Origin of the sequence: Endozoicomonas sp. 8E (genome assembly GCF_032883915.1) — a bacterium.
Taxonomy (GTDB): domain Bacteria; phylum Pseudomonadota; class Gammaproteobacteria; order Pseudomonadales; family Endozoicomonadaceae; genus Endozoicomonas_A.
On the sequence record NZ_CP120717.1, the window covers coordinates 1,455,624 to 1,472,686 of the forward strand.

Annotated in this window: 14 protein-coding genes; 7 read left to right on the forward strand and 7 right to left on the reverse strand. The window is 49.0% G+C overall.

Annotation, left to right across the window (positions count from 1 at the left end):
* Positions 1–69: 69 nt before the first annotated feature.
* From P6910_RS05170 to P6910_RS05180, 3 genes are all read left to right on the forward strand, one after another.
* On the forward strand, positions 70–3,114 hold the full coding sequence (locus tag P6910_RS05170; protein ID WP_317145217.1) for a hypothetical protein: 3,045 nt from the start codon (positions 70–72) through the stop codon (positions 3,112–3,114).
* Positions 3,115–3,148: 34 nt separating this feature from the next.
* Positions 3,149–5,935, forward strand: coding sequence for a hypothetical protein (locus tag P6910_RS05175; RefSeq protein WP_317145218.1), 2,787 nt, complete (start codon positions 3,149–3,151; stop codon positions 5,933–5,935).
* A 165-nt stretch (positions 5,936–6,100) separates the two neighbouring features.
* A complete protein-coding gene (locus tag P6910_RS05180; protein ID WP_317145219.1) occupies positions 6,101–6,907 on the forward strand; it encodes a PTS sugar transporter subunit IIA in 807 nt (268 codons plus the stop codon).
* A 149-nt stretch (positions 6,908–7,056) separates the two neighbouring features.
* Here the strand turns inward: P6910_RS05180 and P6910_RS05185 are convergent, their stop codons facing one another.
* Positions 7,057–7,515, reverse strand: a complete 459-nt coding sequence (locus P6910_RS05185) for a hypothetical protein (protein ID WP_317145220.1) — start codon at positions 7,513–7,515, stop codon at positions 7,057–7,059.
* A gap of 275 nt (positions 7,516–7,790) precedes the next feature.
* Here P6910_RS05185 and P6910_RS05190 point away from each other — a divergent pair, with 275 nt between their 5' ends.
* Entirely contained in the window at positions 7,791–8,753 is a 963-nt protein-coding gene (locus P6910_RS05190; protein ID WP_317145221.1) for a LysR family transcriptional regulator, read from the forward strand.
* An 8-nt stretch (positions 8,754–8,761) separates the two neighbouring features.
* Here the strand turns inward: P6910_RS05190 and ilvM are convergent, their stop codons facing one another.
* From ilvM to P6910_RS05215, 5 genes are all read right to left on the reverse strand, one after another.
* Positions 8,762–9,040: an acetolactate synthase 2 small subunit gene (gene ilvM, locus P6910_RS05195; protein ID WP_317145222.1), complete on the reverse strand. Its 279-nt coding sequence runs from the start codon at positions 9,038–9,040 to the stop codon at positions 8,762–8,764.
* The gene (gene ilvG / locus P6910_RS05200; protein ID WP_317145223.1) at positions 9,037–10,683 is read right to left on the reverse strand and encodes an acetolactate synthase 2 catalytic subunit; all 1,647 of its coding nucleotides are present in this window, start codon (positions 10,681–10,683) and stop codon (positions 9,037–9,039) included. The genes ilvM and ilvG overlap by 4 nt, the downstream gene beginning before the upstream one ends.
* Positions 10,670–10,882: a hypothetical protein gene (locus tag P6910_RS05205; RefSeq protein WP_317145224.1), complete on the reverse strand. Its 213-nt coding sequence runs from the start codon at positions 10,880–10,882 to the stop codon at positions 10,670–10,672. Before P6910_RS05205 ends, ilvG begins: the two co-directional genes overlap by 14 nt.
* 335 nt (positions 10,883–11,217) lie before the next feature.
* Complete coding sequence (locus P6910_RS05210) at positions 11,218–12,444, reverse strand: BamA/TamA family outer membrane protein (protein ID WP_317145225.1); 1,227 nt, start codon at positions 12,442–12,444, stop codon at positions 11,218–11,220.
* A gap of 271 nt (positions 12,445–12,715) precedes the next feature.
* A complete protein-coding gene (locus tag P6910_RS05215; protein ID WP_317145226.1) occupies positions 12,716–13,171 on the reverse strand; it encodes a hypothetical protein in 456 nt (151 codons plus the stop codon).
* A 236-nt stretch (positions 13,172–13,407) separates the two neighbouring features.
* On the opposite strand from P6910_RS05215, the gene P6910_RS05220 reads away from it, so the two are divergent.
* Complete coding sequence (locus P6910_RS05220; protein ID WP_317145227.1) at positions 13,408–15,096, forward strand: SufS family cysteine desulfurase; 1,689 nt, start codon at positions 13,408–13,410, stop codon at positions 15,094–15,096.
* Here P6910_RS05220 and P6910_RS05225 read toward each other — a convergent pair.
* Positions 15,074–16,006, reverse strand: a complete 933-nt coding sequence (locus P6910_RS05225; RefSeq protein ID WP_317145228.1) for a bile acid:sodium symporter family protein — start codon at positions 16,004–16,006, stop codon at positions 15,074–15,076. The genes P6910_RS05220 and P6910_RS05225 overlap by 23 nt on opposite strands.
* A 242-nt stretch (positions 16,007–16,248) precedes the next feature.
* Here P6910_RS05225 and flgB point away from each other — a divergent pair, with 242 nt between their 5' ends.
* Together flgB and flgC are read left to right on the forward strand one after the other, a co-directional pair.
* Positions 16,249–16,635, forward strand: a complete 387-nt coding sequence (flgB, locus tag P6910_RS05230) for a flagellar basal body rod protein FlgB (protein WP_317145229.1) — start codon at positions 16,249–16,251, stop codon at positions 16,633–16,635.
* Complete coding sequence (gene flgC, locus P6910_RS05235; RefSeq protein ID WP_317145230.1) at positions 16,636–17,055, forward strand: flagellar basal body rod protein FlgC; 420 nt, start codon at positions 16,636–16,638, stop codon at positions 17,053–17,055.
* The last annotated feature ends 8 nt before the right edge of the window (positions 17,056–17,063 follow it).

Consider the following 17,063-nt stretch of genomic DNA (forward strand, 5'->3'; position numbering starts at 1 on the left):
AAACTCCCAGAACCTGCCTCAATTATCTGCTCTTAACTGTTTGTGCTCCAGAGACTCTGTTGGTGGGTCATGGCTAATTCATCAAAGTCGTGGCGAGATGGGCTGTTTCAAGCTCAGTGGCAATGTGGCGATATAAAAAAAAACTCTCTGAGCATGGATAATGACATGGCAACTGGTGGCTCCAATCTACCTGTTAATGGCCCCGGGGGCAGGCAGCAAACAGTTCAAAATCAATCGATACCTTCTACTCAACCATCCAAGGCTAAAATGGGGCCTCGGGATGTGTCTGTTGACGAAACCACCGGCTCGCTATTGCAGGGGGAAGCAGGTCTGCACCCCCAATATGTGCCTATCCACAAACGGGATGTTGTCATTGAGAAAGTGGAGGGAGGCTTCTGGGCCACCCTCCTGACAGGATTTTCCAAGTTAGCGATGAGGTTTATCCGAGCCGGAATCGGTAAGACTGGCAACAAGGCCGATGATAAATTAAAGAGCAATGAACAGTTTGCCAACGAAAACAAAAAGAAACTGGAGGGCTTACAGCATGAGATGAAATCGATTCAGACCGAACTGAAGGGATTGAGAAAAAAGCTTCCTCGTCTGGAAACCAAAAAGCAGGATCAATTTTCAAAACTCCAAAAAAGGCTTTTTGAATTAAGAGCTCAGCTGAGCAGGCTAGAGCGAAACTTTCATGGGATAAAGGAGACGAAGCCTCTCCTGAAAGTTTGGGATCAGAAGATCAGGAAAGAGACACAGGACTTCCTGAAGTTGATCGAAAAGCAAATGGGTCCCGGACTTAAACTGATACATGGGCTTCAACAGGTCTTTGGAAAGTCCAAAAAAGGACTGCCTGCTGGCAAGGTTTATCACCTCAACCTGGGGAACCTGTCGACCACACTGTCCTCCGGTGCTGAGCTGAAGGTACAAAACATCGGTGTGTTTATTGAGCAGTGTTATATGTCTCCCACAAAAGAGCTGATACTGGATATTGCCGATATCAGGGCAGACTTATCGTCAATGGGAGCCAGTGGCGAGGTTGAGCCAATGACTTTGTCCGGAGGAATCAGTATCAAACTGAAGCCACCGACCAGTGAATACTTGTACAAGGTGTTGACCGAGAACATCCTGAAAGCTCCCATTTATATTAATGCCATGAGCAAACAGCTGAAGCCTGCTGATGTGGCAGAAGTGTCGATTAAAAGCCTTCAGTTAGAAAAAAAAGATGGACAAACCCTGGCGCTGCAAGACGCTCCGTTTGCTCACTCGCTGCTTGATTTGATGATCCCGTTCATGTCGGGAAGCCCCGAGCTTCCTCTTGTTGCACTGGATCTTGAGAAGCAATGGAAGCATAAAGGGTTGGAAGTGGTTTGCGAAAGTTTGGACAAAGAAGAAAAAGACCGCAAAGACGATCTTTATCAACTGCTGGAAGATATAAAAAGCCTGCCTGAGGGTGAAGCAAAAGACCGTTGTCAACAATTGAGTCTTCAAGCCACCAAAGATCTGAAAGCGATAGCGGAACTGAGAGAAGCCAAAATCCGTGAGTTAACCCACAGCAAACAGTTAAGAAGCGTTCAGCAACAACGATCAAAGAATATTGACTCGTCATTTGATATGAACCGGGGGATGATCGATCTGGTCTACGGGCTGGCGGCTGTGGCTAATGGCAGCCCGACAGGTATACAAAAGCATATTGCTATTTCGGGAATGAATATTCCCGTATCGGGTACCAGTTCTGTTGAATTGAGCCAGCTTAAGGTCAACGTGTCTGATTTTTCTTTCAGTCCATCCGGTGTCGTGGAGCTGACTATTCCGGAAATGGCCAGCCATATCACTCTTCAGAATGAAGTGACGGGAGAGAAAAAGTCGGTACCGGTCATCGTCAGAGGTGCAGCAATCAAAATTCGGCCACCTTTTGGACTTCTGGTGAAGGAACTCTTGCAGCTGAAGTTTCCAGTGGACTCCAAAATGCTGGATAAAATGGTTACGCCCATTTACAACGAGACGACCAAAAAGAAGCACTCGGGGGGGACTAAAATCTCCGATTATTTAGAGATTGACCTGGGGGCGGTATCCTGTCTGACCCGCGAGGGAGAGGTGGCTTTCTCAGGAGAGGAAGCTAGCCCGTATGAGCAGCACAGGCAGGCGTTTGTCGAGAAAACCGGAGACCTCCTCTCGGCGAATGTTGATGCCAAGGCTATGGAGTCAGCACTGGCGTCGGCAGGTTTAACCAAAGAGTCTCAGCAGAAAGTCTGGAAGCTTTGTGAGGAAGGTGTTTTTGCTGACAGTGCTGTTTTTGCACCTGAAAAACTGGAACATCTGGTCTTGCCATTCTCTGGACAAGAGCCACCAATCCCACAGACTTCCCCACTGCCGGAGCAAGAGGTCACTCACAGTTCGGAAGTGATGACCCCTGTTCCAGAGACAGAGCCACCAGAGAATACAACCCCGAATGCTGAGATCTCAAAACCTGAACCTGTCTTAACCACTTCAATAGGCACAGCGGCAGAAAATCCTGAGTCTCCCCGGAAGGTAACGGTGGATGCTTCCGTTGCTGAGCCGGAAAGGCTTGAGTCAATCCTGGTGAACCCTCGAAAAAACCGGGCAGTCACTCCATCCTCATCATCGTTACCCGAAGAGGTCAAACCGTCCGAAGTGGCAAACGCAGCGACCACTCGGCCTCTGTCCCGGGCCTCCGTTAAGCCTGCCACAGAAAAATCACCAGAAGGTTTAAAGTTCAAAGACCTGCACGAGTGCATTGGAGTCATTAATCCAAGGTTCCGGACAGAAAAAGGAAAAAGAGTCGCTGATTTTGAAATGCGTATTGCTCCCCGGGGTTTGATGAAAAAGCTGTCCTGGTGGATGGGCTTTTTCCTCGGCAAAAAAGAGGTGGCTGTAGAGGTAACTCTGCCCATTGACCGAAAAAGTTCAGAATTGCAACTGCAATCACCTTTTGTTCAATTGAAGAAGCGAACTTCCTTAAACCCGGTTGTCTGGTTGGCGACTTTTCTGGTTAATCGCAGGCTCAGGCAGCAGCAGTATCAGCTGGAGCTGGACCATGTTGAGCAGCAGAAGCGTTTAAATCTTGCTCAAAAGTCTCGGGTTAGAACTGTCTGATGCCTGCAGGCCAGAGCCGTTGGGATAAAAAGTAATGAGAGTAGGCAATAAAGGAACGGGCAGGAAGCCCTTGAATATCCCTCCGTCTTCAAACTTACCCAATGAAGTCCACGGAGTTCGTAAGGAAGAGACTACCCGCAAACAGATCCTGTCTCGTTCAGAATATCAACCTTTCCGATCACTGGCTGAAAGGGGAATAGAGACAGTCCCGGTTAAACCCGGCCTGTTGACCCGTGCGCTCAGTTCACTGTCGTCCAGTTTTATCTCTTTTTTCAGCTCTGCCATTTCATCGGTTGCCGGTGCCACTCAGAAAGAGTTTCGCGATTTAATCAATGATGAGCTTGAGAATCAGGAGTCATTTAAGCGGGATATCGAAGCCTTTGAGCTCAGTCTGAAGCATACTGAGGAGTCACTGCAAAGGCTACGCAAAAGTATCGAGGTCCTGACGCCTGAGCAGATGGATCACTACATTATTCTGGTTGAAAAGCAACTGAGCATAAAGGCACAGCTGGTTCTCAAAAAGGCTTATTTAACAAGATCCGCTGAACAGGTGCGTTCTTATGAGCAGTCGCTTCCAGTCGCTAAAAGAAAACTGGCGCACAGTATGAAGGTGCTGGAAGAGAATATTTCAACCGGTATCCAAGCCCTTGCGGTACTGAAAGATGTTTTCAAAAGAAACAAGAAGGAGAAGCACCGTGGCAAGGTGTTTGAAATGCGTCTGGGTGATGTGAAAGTGACCGATCCTGACCGTTATGACTTTCAGGTTAAAAATCTGGTCCTTAATACCAGTCGTTTCTGTTTTGAGAAGGGGCAGCTGGAGCTGGAAGTACCCGAAATCTCTGCCGATTGCTTTTCCCTGGAAGAAGATAAAGCGGTTGGCCCCATCAAAATAAAGGGGAGCTGTCGTGTTTGCATTGGCGAACCCCTAGCCGAGCCATTGAACCACTTATTGACCTGTAGAAAGACAGAGACTTTCAGCGCCTACAAAAAATGCTCTGAGGCCTTTGGAGCTCTCTATGCAGAGACATCAGGATCGGATGCAAAAAGGCACCTGGGTGATGTTATTCAATGCTCGCTTGATGGTTTGGAAACGGAAGAGAGAGGGGTGAAGTCAGACCTGTTCATACAAGCGATGGGAGAAGCGGTCATCCGATTATTTGCTCCGATGGTGACGACCTGGAAAAAAGAACTGGGCGCTCACAGTCTTAAAAAGTCCAGAGAGCGGGAAGATGGCTTTGCCGTAAAAGCCAATGCTGCGGTCGGTCTGTGTCAGTCAAGAGAGAAGACGGTAAAGATGCTGGAAGATGATCTTCCAGGGATGAAGGAAAGCAAGGCGAAAAAGGGTTGCCAGGTCATGTTGGCCTCTTGCCGGAAAGATCTGCAACGAGCCCGGAAATTGCTTGAGCAAAGGAAAGAAGAGTTGTCGAAGCAGAAACAGCGGACTGCGGCCATGATTTATCGCGAAACCAATGCTGGCCAATCCATCCATTCTTACCAAAATGCCCTGAAGCTCTTTCATACCTTAAGAGGACTTGCCAAAAAGCAGGCATCAGACCCTTCTACCTCTGCATCCATGGGGTTTGGTGAGCAGCGCATCGACTTTACAGACACAGCCCATGGCGAGTTATCGTCCGCCTCTCTGAAGTTTTCCGGATTCCGTTTGGGTGAGGATGGTGTGCTGGCAATCAAAGTGCCCGATGTCGTCCTGAACCTGGGGCTGGTCAACGAAGTGTCAGATACCCGTGAAGCGTTTCCTGTCAGCCTGAAAGATGTCTCTCTGAAAGTGAATCCGCCAATGGGAGAGATTGTTCACCAATTACTGCGACTGGACTTTCCTCTTGAGTTTCGGAAACTGGAACGGCTATGGAAACAGTATCAGGCTTGTACCTCTGAACATTACAGCTCCATTGGTACCCATAATCCTCTTGGTATCGGCAGTTACCTTTCTGTCGACCTGGGCAGCGTTGCCTGTCTGGCTGCGGGAGATGTTCGTGTCGTAGCCGGACAGCGACCGGTTGCAGATAAGGAGTTGATGGCCCTTGCTATCTCTGATCTGATGGGGAAGCCGCATGAAGTCAGTGAACTGGATCAGCTGTTCCAAGAGAAAATGGGTATGAATCCTCAGTCGTCCAATCAGATCATGAACCTGCTTTGCCTGGGCTTGCTGGGTGAACCGGAACCGCTTTCTACTCCGGACGAACAGAAAGAATTATCGACCCATGTGATACCGTCATCCTTACCCAAAGAGGTGGAGGTGACCCCTGTAATCGATGAAAAGGCTGACATCAGCACCGGGTTGCCTCCTCAAATACCAGAAGAGATAGCGGCTCCTCTATCCGAAAGTTCCGTGAGTTATAGCGATATAAAGTCTGAACCTGAAACTGAACGCAAGGAGCGAGCGTCCAGCGCAGTTCAGGAAACTGCTGAAAAAGCAGCATTGCCGAGGACAGAGATTCTTTTGGGTGATCTAAGCCATTGTCCAGAGGTCAGTCAGTTGAAGGTAGCGGTTAAGGGCGATACACCACAAGTGAGTTTTGCTCTGAAAGTACCTGCTCTCAAGGTGCTGGGGAAGCTGTCTTTGTTGTTGAGCTGGCTGGTGGGATCTGATCTGGCTCTATCCGTTCAGGCTCCCCTGAAAGAGGATATTGTTCAGTTCAGGCAACCCTCCATTAAGGTTCGTGGTGCCAGAGTGCCTCTACTGGGTCCCTGGCTTGCCAATTACTGGTTAAAACGCGCAATGGCGAGAGGCCAATTAGAAATTAACACTCATCAGGTTGAAGGGCAGACGGGCCTGCAATTACTGAGAGTTGAGTCAGCCTGAAGTCAGGATCTGTACCTCGATAGTGAATTCTGTCCCGACTCGGTCTACCTTTGTAGAGGCGTTGACTATAAAAACACTGACCGGAAGGATAACTGGCTATAAATGCCTTCTTGCGTTTCGGCTATAGTATGTTGGCTGGGACGGTTTAGCGCGGTTCGTTCACTGATGTTAAAACTCGAAAAAAGACAGATCTTTTTGCAGCAGGAGGCTGAGAGCAAGCAGGAGGCTTTGCAGTTAGCTGGCAAAAAAATGCTGGAAACCGGTTTGGTTTCAGCCGACTACCTTCCGGGTATTCACGCCCGGGAGAGCCTTGCTTCCACGTTTCTGGATAACGGTATCGCCATACCTCATGGCATGCCAGAGCTTCGGCGTGCCATTAAAAAAACGGGCGTAGTTGTCGTTCAGTTTCCTGAAGGTGTTGAATGGGGAGTAAATCAACTTGTTTTTTTGGCCTTTGGCATAGCTGCTCAATGCCATGAACACCTCAGGATTCTGGGTGGTCTGACCCGTGTTCTTGATAATCGTCCTCTCTGTCATTATCTGGCCCGTACCCGTGAGCCTGAAATAATTGTGGATGCGCTCGAGGGCAAACCATTACCGGGGCTGGGCAGTCTCGGTGAATGGCAAAAGGCTTACTTGAACCAAAGCCAGAGGGAAACCTGTGAGAGAGGCTGGGTCAGTCGTGCATGCACGAAAAGCAATGAACTGACCAGAGAGTATCTCATCCACAACATTAATGGTTTACATGCCCGGTGCGGCAGTGCCTTTATCGCTGCCCTGACGCACTATGATGCTCGTGTTTATGTGCGCAATGTCAGTAAGAATGGTGAGTATGTCAATGGACGAAGTCTGGTCAAACTGTTGGGTCTTGAGCTGGTTTGTGGTGAGACTCTGGGCATCAGACTTTCTGGTCTTCACGCATTTGACGCGTTAAAGCGTCTCGATCAGCTGTTTCAGAAGAGTTTTTTTTGACCTGGGTTTGGCCTGCGCTTTTGAGTTCAGTCCGAAAGGCTCCCAAAGTAAAAAGCGCCCTTGAACGGGCGCTTTTGCAAATTCTATCTGGAGCTCAGGCCTCCAGGAGGTCGTTGGTTCCATCTACCTGAGTGATGTAAAGTATCCGGTTAATGACGGGTTTCACTGGCTGGCATTATGTTCGGGTGATCAAGCCATTCTTCAGGGCTCTCATCAATAGAGTCCACTGCTTCGGCTTCGTTCAGCTCCCCACGGGTTGCCAGCACTGCCAGATCCTTGGCAAAGCTCTGTAATAGATCGATCACTTCCTCCCTGTCAGGATCGAGGCTTTCATCAAAAGTGATATTAAAGAGAGGATTATCATGTTCATATTCCTCCCCCTTGCGCATGAGCGTCATTTGAAGTCCGGGGTTCTCATAGTCCGCGACTTCGGCCAACTTGAAGGTGACAGATTGAGCTTCCCTGAGAACAGACAGCAACTTCAGGGCTTCTGCAGCGCTTATATCGCCTGCATCCACACAGGCTTCAACATACTCTCTGGCCGATAACCCCGAGTCCAGGTAGTTGTCCACCAGATCCTGCAGTTCTTTGTACTTGTTATGGTTCATGGACCCTCCTTAACTGCGCTTTCAGTAATGCCTGTAAACGAGTGCACAATTCCAGTGTACCTGATTGCCAATCAAATGAAAGGCTAAATAAGTATTTGTACTTTTATGAGTTTCGGGTGTTACCTAAAGGCATCAAGTAGCTCTTCTAACAGTTGACTTAAGGTGATACATTTGGGATACGTGGCTTTCAAGAAAGGTTTTCTGAAAGGTTTTTTATTCATAATGTAGGGCTTTTAGCCATACTTTTATTTTCTATCAATCCCTCTGCTGTATTTATGAACCTTTCCAGACTGAACCTGAACCTGCTGCCCGGCCTGAAAGCCCTGCTGGACACCCAGAGTGTTTCCAAAGCAGCACAGGTGATGTGTGTTACCCAGTCTGCCATGAGTCGAACTCTGGCCCAGTTGCGGGAAGCATTGAATGACCCGATTCTGGTGAGAAAAGGCAATCGGATTTTCTTGTCCGAGAAAGCTATGTCACTGCATGAAGATGTGAACAGAGTAGTCACGGAAGCGAGCAGTATTTTTGAAAACCAGCAGTTTTATATTGCAACCACCCAGCGACATTTCCGGATTGCTTCGGGGCACACGGTGCTGGAGCGGATTCTGCCAGAAGTACTGCAGAAAATATGGGCGGTGGCACCCGGGCTGACCTTTGAGTTGCAGGCCATTAATCCCGCTGTTGATGTAGCAGCTGGAAAGCTGGATCTGTCCATTGGCTATATGGGCGCCCGGCAAGAAGGATTATCCAGTTTTTCACTGATGAAAGATCGGATGTGCCTGATTCTTTGTGAAAACCATCCCTTGGCCTATGAGTCTTTTTCAGAGGAGGCTCTGAAGTCTTTTTCCTTTGTAGTGCAACGGGATAATATCAATCTGCATCAACAGAGCGAGATCAACCATTTCCTGAGTAAGGTTCAGGTGAAAACCTGGTCGCCCGGTCTTTCGGTCAGCCTGGCGTTAATCAAGGGAACAGACTGTGTGCTCATGGCTCCGGCTTCACTGTCCATGTTCATAGACGATCTATCAGGCTATGTGATTCGCGATTGCCCTAAAATTATTCCGCAAGTCAGCTTCGATATTGTCTGGCCTGAGTATTGGGAGATGAACAGGGCGCATCGTTGGATGAGGGAGTTCATCAGCGATGCACTGCTGGAACATATCCGCAGCAAAGAGCTGTATATGTTTACCAATGAGTCAGAAGAAAGTCGGAAAAGGCCAGGTGCTCGCCTTTCCTGACCCTGTTCTCAAATGATACTTTCCCGGGGGATTGCTTCCGTTTTCGGGGGCTGGCTCACCTGAAGAACATCATATAACTTTGCTATCTGACGGGTGAGCGTCTCAACGGGGCGCTCACCGGAGACATCAAGTGCAGCAGAAACCATTTTCCCACACTCGGAGCTGCTCATGGATAGGCTCTCGAGGTCAAATCCCCGGTGTCTGATTACCCGCAGGAGTCTCTCCATCACCTCTGGTTTTTTATGACACTGGATGGTCAGAGAGAAGTGGGTTTTGGAATCGCTCATGCTCTTGCCTCCATCATTTCGTGGTTGGCGGCGCCGGGTGGTACCAGGGGCCAGACGTTTTCTCGCTCATCAATACAGACATGAAGCATTCTTGGCCCCGGAGCCAGAAGCATTTCTTGCAGGGCCGGGAGCACCTCATGTCTTTCGGTAATCATTCTGCCTTCAATGCCAAATGCACTGGCCAGCGTAACAAAATCAGGATTGTCCGAAAGGTCAGTTTCACTGTAGCGCTGGTCAAAGAAGAGTTCCTGCCATTGCTTCACCATGCCCAGCCGCTGATTGTCGAGTAAGACAATTTTGACGGGGAGCTGTTTTCTTTTGATCGAAGCCAGCTCCTGTACATTCATCATGAAAGAGCCATCCCCGGAAACCAGTATCACATCGTCTTCCGGTCTTGAAATGGCTGCGCCTATCGCTGCCGGCAGGCCAAAGCCCATGGTGCCAAGCCCGGCGCTGGAGAGATGGTTGTTGGGATGAGAGAAGCTCATGTGCTGGGCTACCCACATCTGGTGCTGACCCACATCACAACTGATGACAGAGTTATCGCTGGAGGCTTCAGATAACTGTTTCAGAAGCAGAGGCGCAAAGATATCCTTACCGGGTTTGTCATAAAACCACTGGCAGGCAGCGCGGCTGGCTATACAGTGTTGTAACCAGTCTCCCTGATCTAACGTAATGGTCAGGCTGTTGAGATTCTTCTTTAGGCAACCACCGAGGCTGACATCAGCCAGGCGACGCTTACCAAATTCTGCCGGGTCAATATCGAGATGGATGACTTTCGCATCGGGGGCAAAGCTCTCAAGCTTGCCTGTGACCCGGTCATCAAAGCGGGCTCCGATGGCTATCAGCAAGTCGCATTCCTGCACGGCCAGATTGGCAGCCCGGGTTCCATGCATGCCCAGCATACCGAGGTAGCCCTGGTCCTCAGGACAAACCGCTCCGATACCCTTCAAAGTGCAAACACTGGGAAGACCGGTTTCTGTCAGGAATGTCCTGAGTTCGTTTATCGCATCAGCCATTCCTGCTCCGCCACCGATATAAGCAAGGGGCTTGTTGCTCTTGCGGAGCAATGAGATGGCTGTTTCAATCTTGTCATAACTGTCGGCAGCTCTCTCTTCTATCACGTTGAGCGGTGGTGCATAGTGAGCTTCTGCCTGCTGAATGTCTTTTGGCAGGTCAACCAGAACAGGACCCGGGCGGCCAGATTGAGCCAGATCGAAAGCTTTGTTCAGGGTTTCGCAGATATCATTCGGGTCCGTCACCAGAAAACTGTGCTTGGTGCAACCCAGTGTCATACCCAGAATATCGATTTCCTGGAAGGCATCCGTTCCCATCATGGCAACAGGTACCTGACCTGTAATGGCTACCAGAGGGATGGAGTCCAGCATGGCGTCAGATAAAGCGGTGATCAGGTTGGTTGCGCCGGGACCGGAAGTAGCAATACAGACTCCGGTTTTTCCACTGGCTCTGGCATAACCAATAGCAGCGAAAGCGGCTCCCTGTTCATGTCTGCAAAGAAGGTGCTCAATATTGGAATCCAGAAGGGCGTCATACACTGGCATGATTGTGCCACCGGGATAACCGAAAACATGCCGGATCCCGCGCTGGGAAAGATTTCTTACCAGTGCATTAGCGCCGTTCATGGGGTTGACCTCTCTTGTGCCCGGGATGAACTTCAGACTTGATGCGAACAGGCTTGCCAGTGTTTAATTTAAACCATTGTTGCGCAAAGAAAAAAACGGCAACAAGGAAGATAATCAGCAGCAGTTCAGGAAGGCTGACGACTGCCACAGTGACCAGACTCAGAATAGCAATAATCAGTTTGTTGTTTACGTTTAGCATGGTTCTATCCTCTGTGTTTGGAGTTGTTATCTTGTTTATACTTGCCGGGTTTTCAGGCCCCAAGTACGAAAAAACCCCCCGAACCTTTCGGTGCGGGGGGTTCCTCGAAACTCTGATCTGTCAGCCAACAGACCCCCGCGCGGAGACGTTAATCACCACGACTGGTAGCAGAATGATGTTGCTTATGGGGTTGAATTTCATGGCTGACAAACACAAATCAAGTTATTTAAAGTGTCTTCAGTTATAACACACGCAGTCAGCATCTGCCAGAAATAATTAAAATTCCGCTAAGGTGAAAAGAGCCAGTGAGGCAGAGTTTCCTCACTGGTAAATCCTCAGAAGGGCTGGTTAATAAAGATTCGAAGCCGGTTGTCTTCTTTACTGCTGGCGATTTCAGTTCTTACAGTGACCCCTTCCACCTTAAAGCGGACACCGCCACCCACGCTGTATTTCATATCGGTGTGGAGTTCTCTCAGGTCGAAGTCGTCTGCAACGCGGCCAGCATCAAGAAACAGGGTCCATTGCCACCAGGGAATATCGTACAGAGGTCCGATGAAAGGCAGATTTTCAAGTGGCTGCCAGAGGGGAACAGCTCGATACTCCAGACTATAAGACACTGCTGATCGGCCATGGAAACGCTCGTTGTTGTATCCTCTCAGCTTATCCCAGCCTCCCAGGGAGATCCCGGCAAAAGAAGGGGGGCGCTTGTACTCTTCAACGCCATTGACATCGGTAGTGTCGTTCCAGGTGGGCGTATCAGCCAGCCAGGCGTTCAATGCGATGACCTGCTGATCAAGATAGTCATTGCTACCCAGGTTAAAGAACTTACTGAACTCAAATTGCCAGGTTGTCCAGTCTACACGGCTTTCGCTACCCCAGTCTTTGGTGTAAGTGAAGGTTGTCTGACTGCCGCGGGTCGGCAATTGACTGGCGTTACGATTGTCGTAATCCAGAGTGAGCTTGATACCGGCAGCCTTGTCTGCAGAATCTGTTGAGTGGTCTTCAAGTTCCAGACTTTCGTAAAAAGGCTGAATTTCGAAAGAGCTGATGCCGGATGTCAGAGGGTTCCAGACTTTACCCGCAGCAGCATTGCCCAGTGCATCCTGTTTCAGGCTGGACAGTGCACCATTTCGACCTTCTGCAATGGGCAAAATGTATTTGAAACGGGCTGAATAGCTTTGTTCAATACTGCCGGGAGTTATGAAGTTTTCCTTGCTCGACTCATTGCTGCCTGCTTGCTCCTCGGAAAAGTCAGGGTTGCCGGTCAAATAATAATTGGACCGTTTGTAATCACCATAAAGCGCATTGACACTCACCAGCATCTGATCAAAACCGGGAGTGATGAGGTTATAAAGACCGGCATAGGCCATCGCAGAGCCATTGCTGGAGGCGATGGCGGTTCCGAACAGAGAGGCTTGTGGTTGTCCAATGCCTTTAATAAGTCCGGCACCACCCAAAGCAGTGCCCCAGTCTTCAGAACTGAACAGGAAGGGGACTCCGGCAAAGTCGTATTCTTCACTTGCAGGCTCCGCAGCAAACACGCTTTGAAGTCCAGCAGTCAAGAGTACAGAAGCTCCAACAAGCTTTGTTTTTTGTCCGCGTTGGGTATTTTTGCGCATTGTGTGTTTAGCAGACTCTTAAGGTAATGCGCTATTTTCTAATTGGTTCCAACGTTCTGGAATAAGAGGTTGTGCTTATTGACCTGCTGAACTTTGGATTAAGCAGTCGGCCTGTTCTCAGGAAGATAAAAATCTGAGCTGAAAGTGACCTTCATAAAGTTCTGGCCAGCTAGAAGTTCGCTTCACATTGAAGTGTTTCAATATACCTGAGTTTTTAGTGAGGCTGACCACCATAGCTGGCCCAAACTTTAATATGATAGACATCGCCAGCATCAACCGTTAATAACCGATCAGGATCGTAAATTTCCACCAAAGTTGGGTCTTCACCGGCGTCTTTTAACCATTTAAATTGGGCAACCTTGTCAGAGTGTTGATTGCTTTTAACCTCGAACAGCTGGATAGAGGGATCTACATCACAGAAACCCGCCCCCTGTAGGTAATAAATTCTCATGGTTTGTCCGTTTCCCGGAGTCGTCTGCAAAGTCCACGGTGAGACATGGTCGATACATTCTCTTGGCAGTCCCGTAGTTACTGTGAAGGTATCGGCACCGGCTCCCTGTAAGAATTCTATCTCTGCCAGACCAACGGGGTAGGCGTTCAGGGAGAACAGCCATAACAAAATCGTAAAAAACGTTATCGTAAAAGTTTGGTTTGCATTTTGCTTCGACATAATTAAATCTCCAATTACAACAATGCAGCGTGTATTCTAGAACACCCTGAGGTTTATGTGAGCATAAATGGTTAATGCCAGAGAAGAACAACCATAAGGTAGATAACTTCTCGTTTCTTGATAATTTACAGGCTAAGCATCGTCAGAAATCCAGACTTTAATATTGTCGCTACCGTTAATTGATAATAATCCGCATTCATCAATACAATGCCCGCATCGAATCAGGAAAGGCTCTTATGAACCTGAAAAAGCAGTTTCCCATTCTGGAACAGCGTGCCCATGGCCATCCGTTGGTGTATTTGGATAATGCTGCCACCACCCAGAAACCTTTCCCGGTCATTGAGGCCATAGATCGCTTTTATCGGGAAGCCAATGCCAATGTCCATCGAGCGTCACACTACCTGAGTGCTCGCTCAACCCATGCTTTTGAGGACGCGAGGGAGGAGGTCAAGCATTTCCTGAATGCCGCCAGTTCTGATGAAATTATCTGGACGCGGGGCGCGACAGAAGCTCTGAATCTGGTCGCTCAAAGTTGGGGCAGAAGTCAGTTGCAGCCGGGCGATGAAATTCTGCTTTCGGCCATGGAGCATCATGCCAATATTGTGCCCTGGCAGCTGGTCGCCGAACAAACAGGCGCTGTGATCAAAGTCATCAGTGTCACCAGGCAGGGAGAGCTTGATAGCAACAGTTTTCGTGAACAGTTGACGGACAGAACCAGGATTCTTGTTATTACCCATGTCTCCAACGCGATTGGAACAGTGAACCCGCTTCAAACCCTTATTCCTGAAGCCAAAGCCAGGGGCGCATTGGTGCTGGTGGATGGCGCCCAGGCAGTGGCGCACTCTTGCATTGACGTACAGAAACTTAACTGTGACTTCTATGTTTTTTCCGGCCATAAAGTATTTGGCCCAACCGGTATCGGTGTTTTATACGGTCGTAAAGCCTTACTGGAAGACATGCCACCCTGGCAGGCCGGGGGAGAAATGATTCGGAAGGTCAGTTTCAGCGGCACTTCGTTCAACGATTTACCCTTCAAATTCGAAGCGGGTACTCCCAATGTGTCGGGTGTGATCGGACTTGGGGAAGCCATCCGCTTTATGAGATCACTGGATATGAGAGAGGTCGCTGAGCATGAAGACAGGCTGAGAAGGAAAACGGAAGCAGGTCTGAGGAATATTCCCGGAGTCACGTTGGTGGGGGAAGCCAGAGAGAAAGTGTCTGTCGTCTCTTTTGTGGTCGAAGGGTTTCACAATCAGGATATTGGTCTATTGCTGGATCAACAGGGTATTGCCGTCAGGACTGGCCATCATTGCACCATGCCGTTGATGGAGCATCTGGGATTGTCAGGAACCGTCAGAGCTTCCTTTTCTCTCTATAACACACTTGATGATGTGGATGCCTTCCTGCTGGCACTGACCGGTATTGTGAACGGCGAGTTTGATGCTGTTCCCCAGAGCAAAGAGGTTAAAGCTGATTCAGCCTTCTTCAACCAGCTTGAAGGTGAAGATGCGGCCGAGTTTACGAAAAATCAGATTTTCCAGACAATCACCAATGCCCGAAGCTGGCAGGAAAAGTACCTTCATATTATGACGCTTGGCAAGAAACTGCCTCCCCTGCCAGAAACGATGAGAACCGAAGAGTCACGACTTCATGGCTGTGAAAGTACCGTCTGGTTGCATCATTTTTATGACGAGCAGTCCATGAAGCTGTTCTTCGCCGCGGATTCTGATGCCAGAGTGATCAGGGGGCTCATCGCTATCGTGATTTCCGTCTTTAACGGTTGTACACCAAAAGACATCAGTCGTTTTGATATCGATGGATGGTTTGCCAGTCTGGACCTGTACAACCATCTGAGCCCATCACGGGGCAATGGGCTAAGGGCGATTATAGAAGAGATCAGATCTATCGCTCACCGGTTTGAATAACGGTATCTTTCTTTGCCCACCAGGCCGCCAGAACAGAGCCTGTGATGTTATGCCAGATGCTGAAGAATGTAGCCGGCAGGGCGGCGGCAGGCATAAAGAATTTGGTAGCCAGAACAACGGCCAGACCGGAGTTCTGCATCCCGACTTCAATGGCGACGGTCTTGCAGGTTTTCCGGTCAAAGCCTGACAGATGTGCTGCCAGATAACCCAGACTCAGTCCTGTGCCATTGTGCAAAGCCACTGCCAGAATGGTAATGAGTCCAATTTCTGGCAGCTCCTGAGCATTAGACGCCACGACGACGGCAATGACCAGAAGGATGCTAGCCATGGAACAGACGGGAAACAGGGGGTTCAGTTTTTGCACAAAACCATGGCAGAAATGATTGATCAGAACCCCCAGTGCCACTGGTAAAACAACTATCCTGGCCAAGCTCCACATCATTGCCAGTGGCTCCACTTCAATATACTGGTGGGCAAGCAGACTGATTAACAAGGGGGTAGCGAAAGCGCCTATCAGGGTTGATGCAGCGGTCATTGAAATGGACAGTGCAACATCGCCCCTGGCCAGATAACACAGCACGTTAGAAGCGGTCCCCCCGGCAACACTGCCCGCCAGAATCATGCCTATTGTCAGATCGGCAGGAAGACTCAGAAATTGTGCAATCAATAACCCGGCAAAAGGCATGATGCCAAATTGCAGAATCACTCCTGCAGAGAGTGCGGGTAAACGATTTTTGATTCGGGCGAAGTCGGTCACTGATAAGGTCAGTCCCATAAACAACATGATCAGGCTGAGTCCGGGAGTAATCAGGTAACCAAGGTGGTCAAAGCTTTCGGGGAAGAAATAAGCCAAGGTTGAAAAGATAACCGCCCACAAAGGAAAAAGTCGTGTCATCGTATTCAAAAGCATGAAGGATTTTTCCACTCCAACCGTTAATCATTGGCAGCTAAAGATTTTCTTGAGTCGCTAGATAAATCTTAAACCAATGTGAACCCGGGTGACAGACTACTCAGAGCAAGTTGGGTGGCAGAGGGAGCATCGAAACGGACAATCTGTTTTTGCTGCAAGCTGCTTATTCTGGCAATGAGTAAAAACCGGATTGGCGTTGATCAGGAGTAAATCAATAACGATAAAGCAGGAGCTTAACTCCTATGGCCATCAGTTTTGAATCTGCGTTGGGTGTTCATCCCCAGGCACTGGCGTTTCGGGGAGTCCGTGCTGAAGTAATTGCCGGAAACCTGGCAAACATTGATACACCGGGATTTAAAGCCCGGGATGTAGAGTTTAAAACCATCTTGAATGGGCAACTTTCCGGAGATTCCACCACCGACGGCAGGCATCTGGAAATGCCAGCCACTGAGCAAAACAATTCAATGTTGTATCGCATTCCATTCCATCAAACCACCGATGGCAACTCGGTAGAATTGGGCGTTGAGCAGGCATCCTTCTCTCAGAATGCTATGGACTTTCAAACCAGTCTTATTTTTCTCCGTAAAAAGCTCGGCTCCCTCGAGCAGGCTATTAAAGGAGGTCGATAAATGAAACTGGACAACCTCTATGAAATATCCGGTTCGGCACTGAATGCTCAGATGGTTCGTCTTAATACCATTGCCAGTAATCTGGCTAATATCTCCAGTGCAGGCAGCACGCCTGAAGAAGCTTACCGTCCTGTCAAACCTGTTTTTTCAGCCATTTACAAGCAGGCTGTTGGCGAAAATAAGGGAGCTGCCCTGGTGCAGGTTGATGATGTTTTGGAAATGCCACCGAGTGCTAAAAACAAACGATACGAGCCTGATAACCCTCTGGCTGACCAAGAGGGTTATGTTTTCTATCCCGATATCAATGTGATGCAGGAAATGGCTGACATGCTGTCAGCCACTCGCAGCTACCAGAGCAGTATGGAAGTTATGGTTAGCGCCAAGAAATTGCAGCAACGATTGCTGTCACTTGGTGAGTAAAAAGGAGA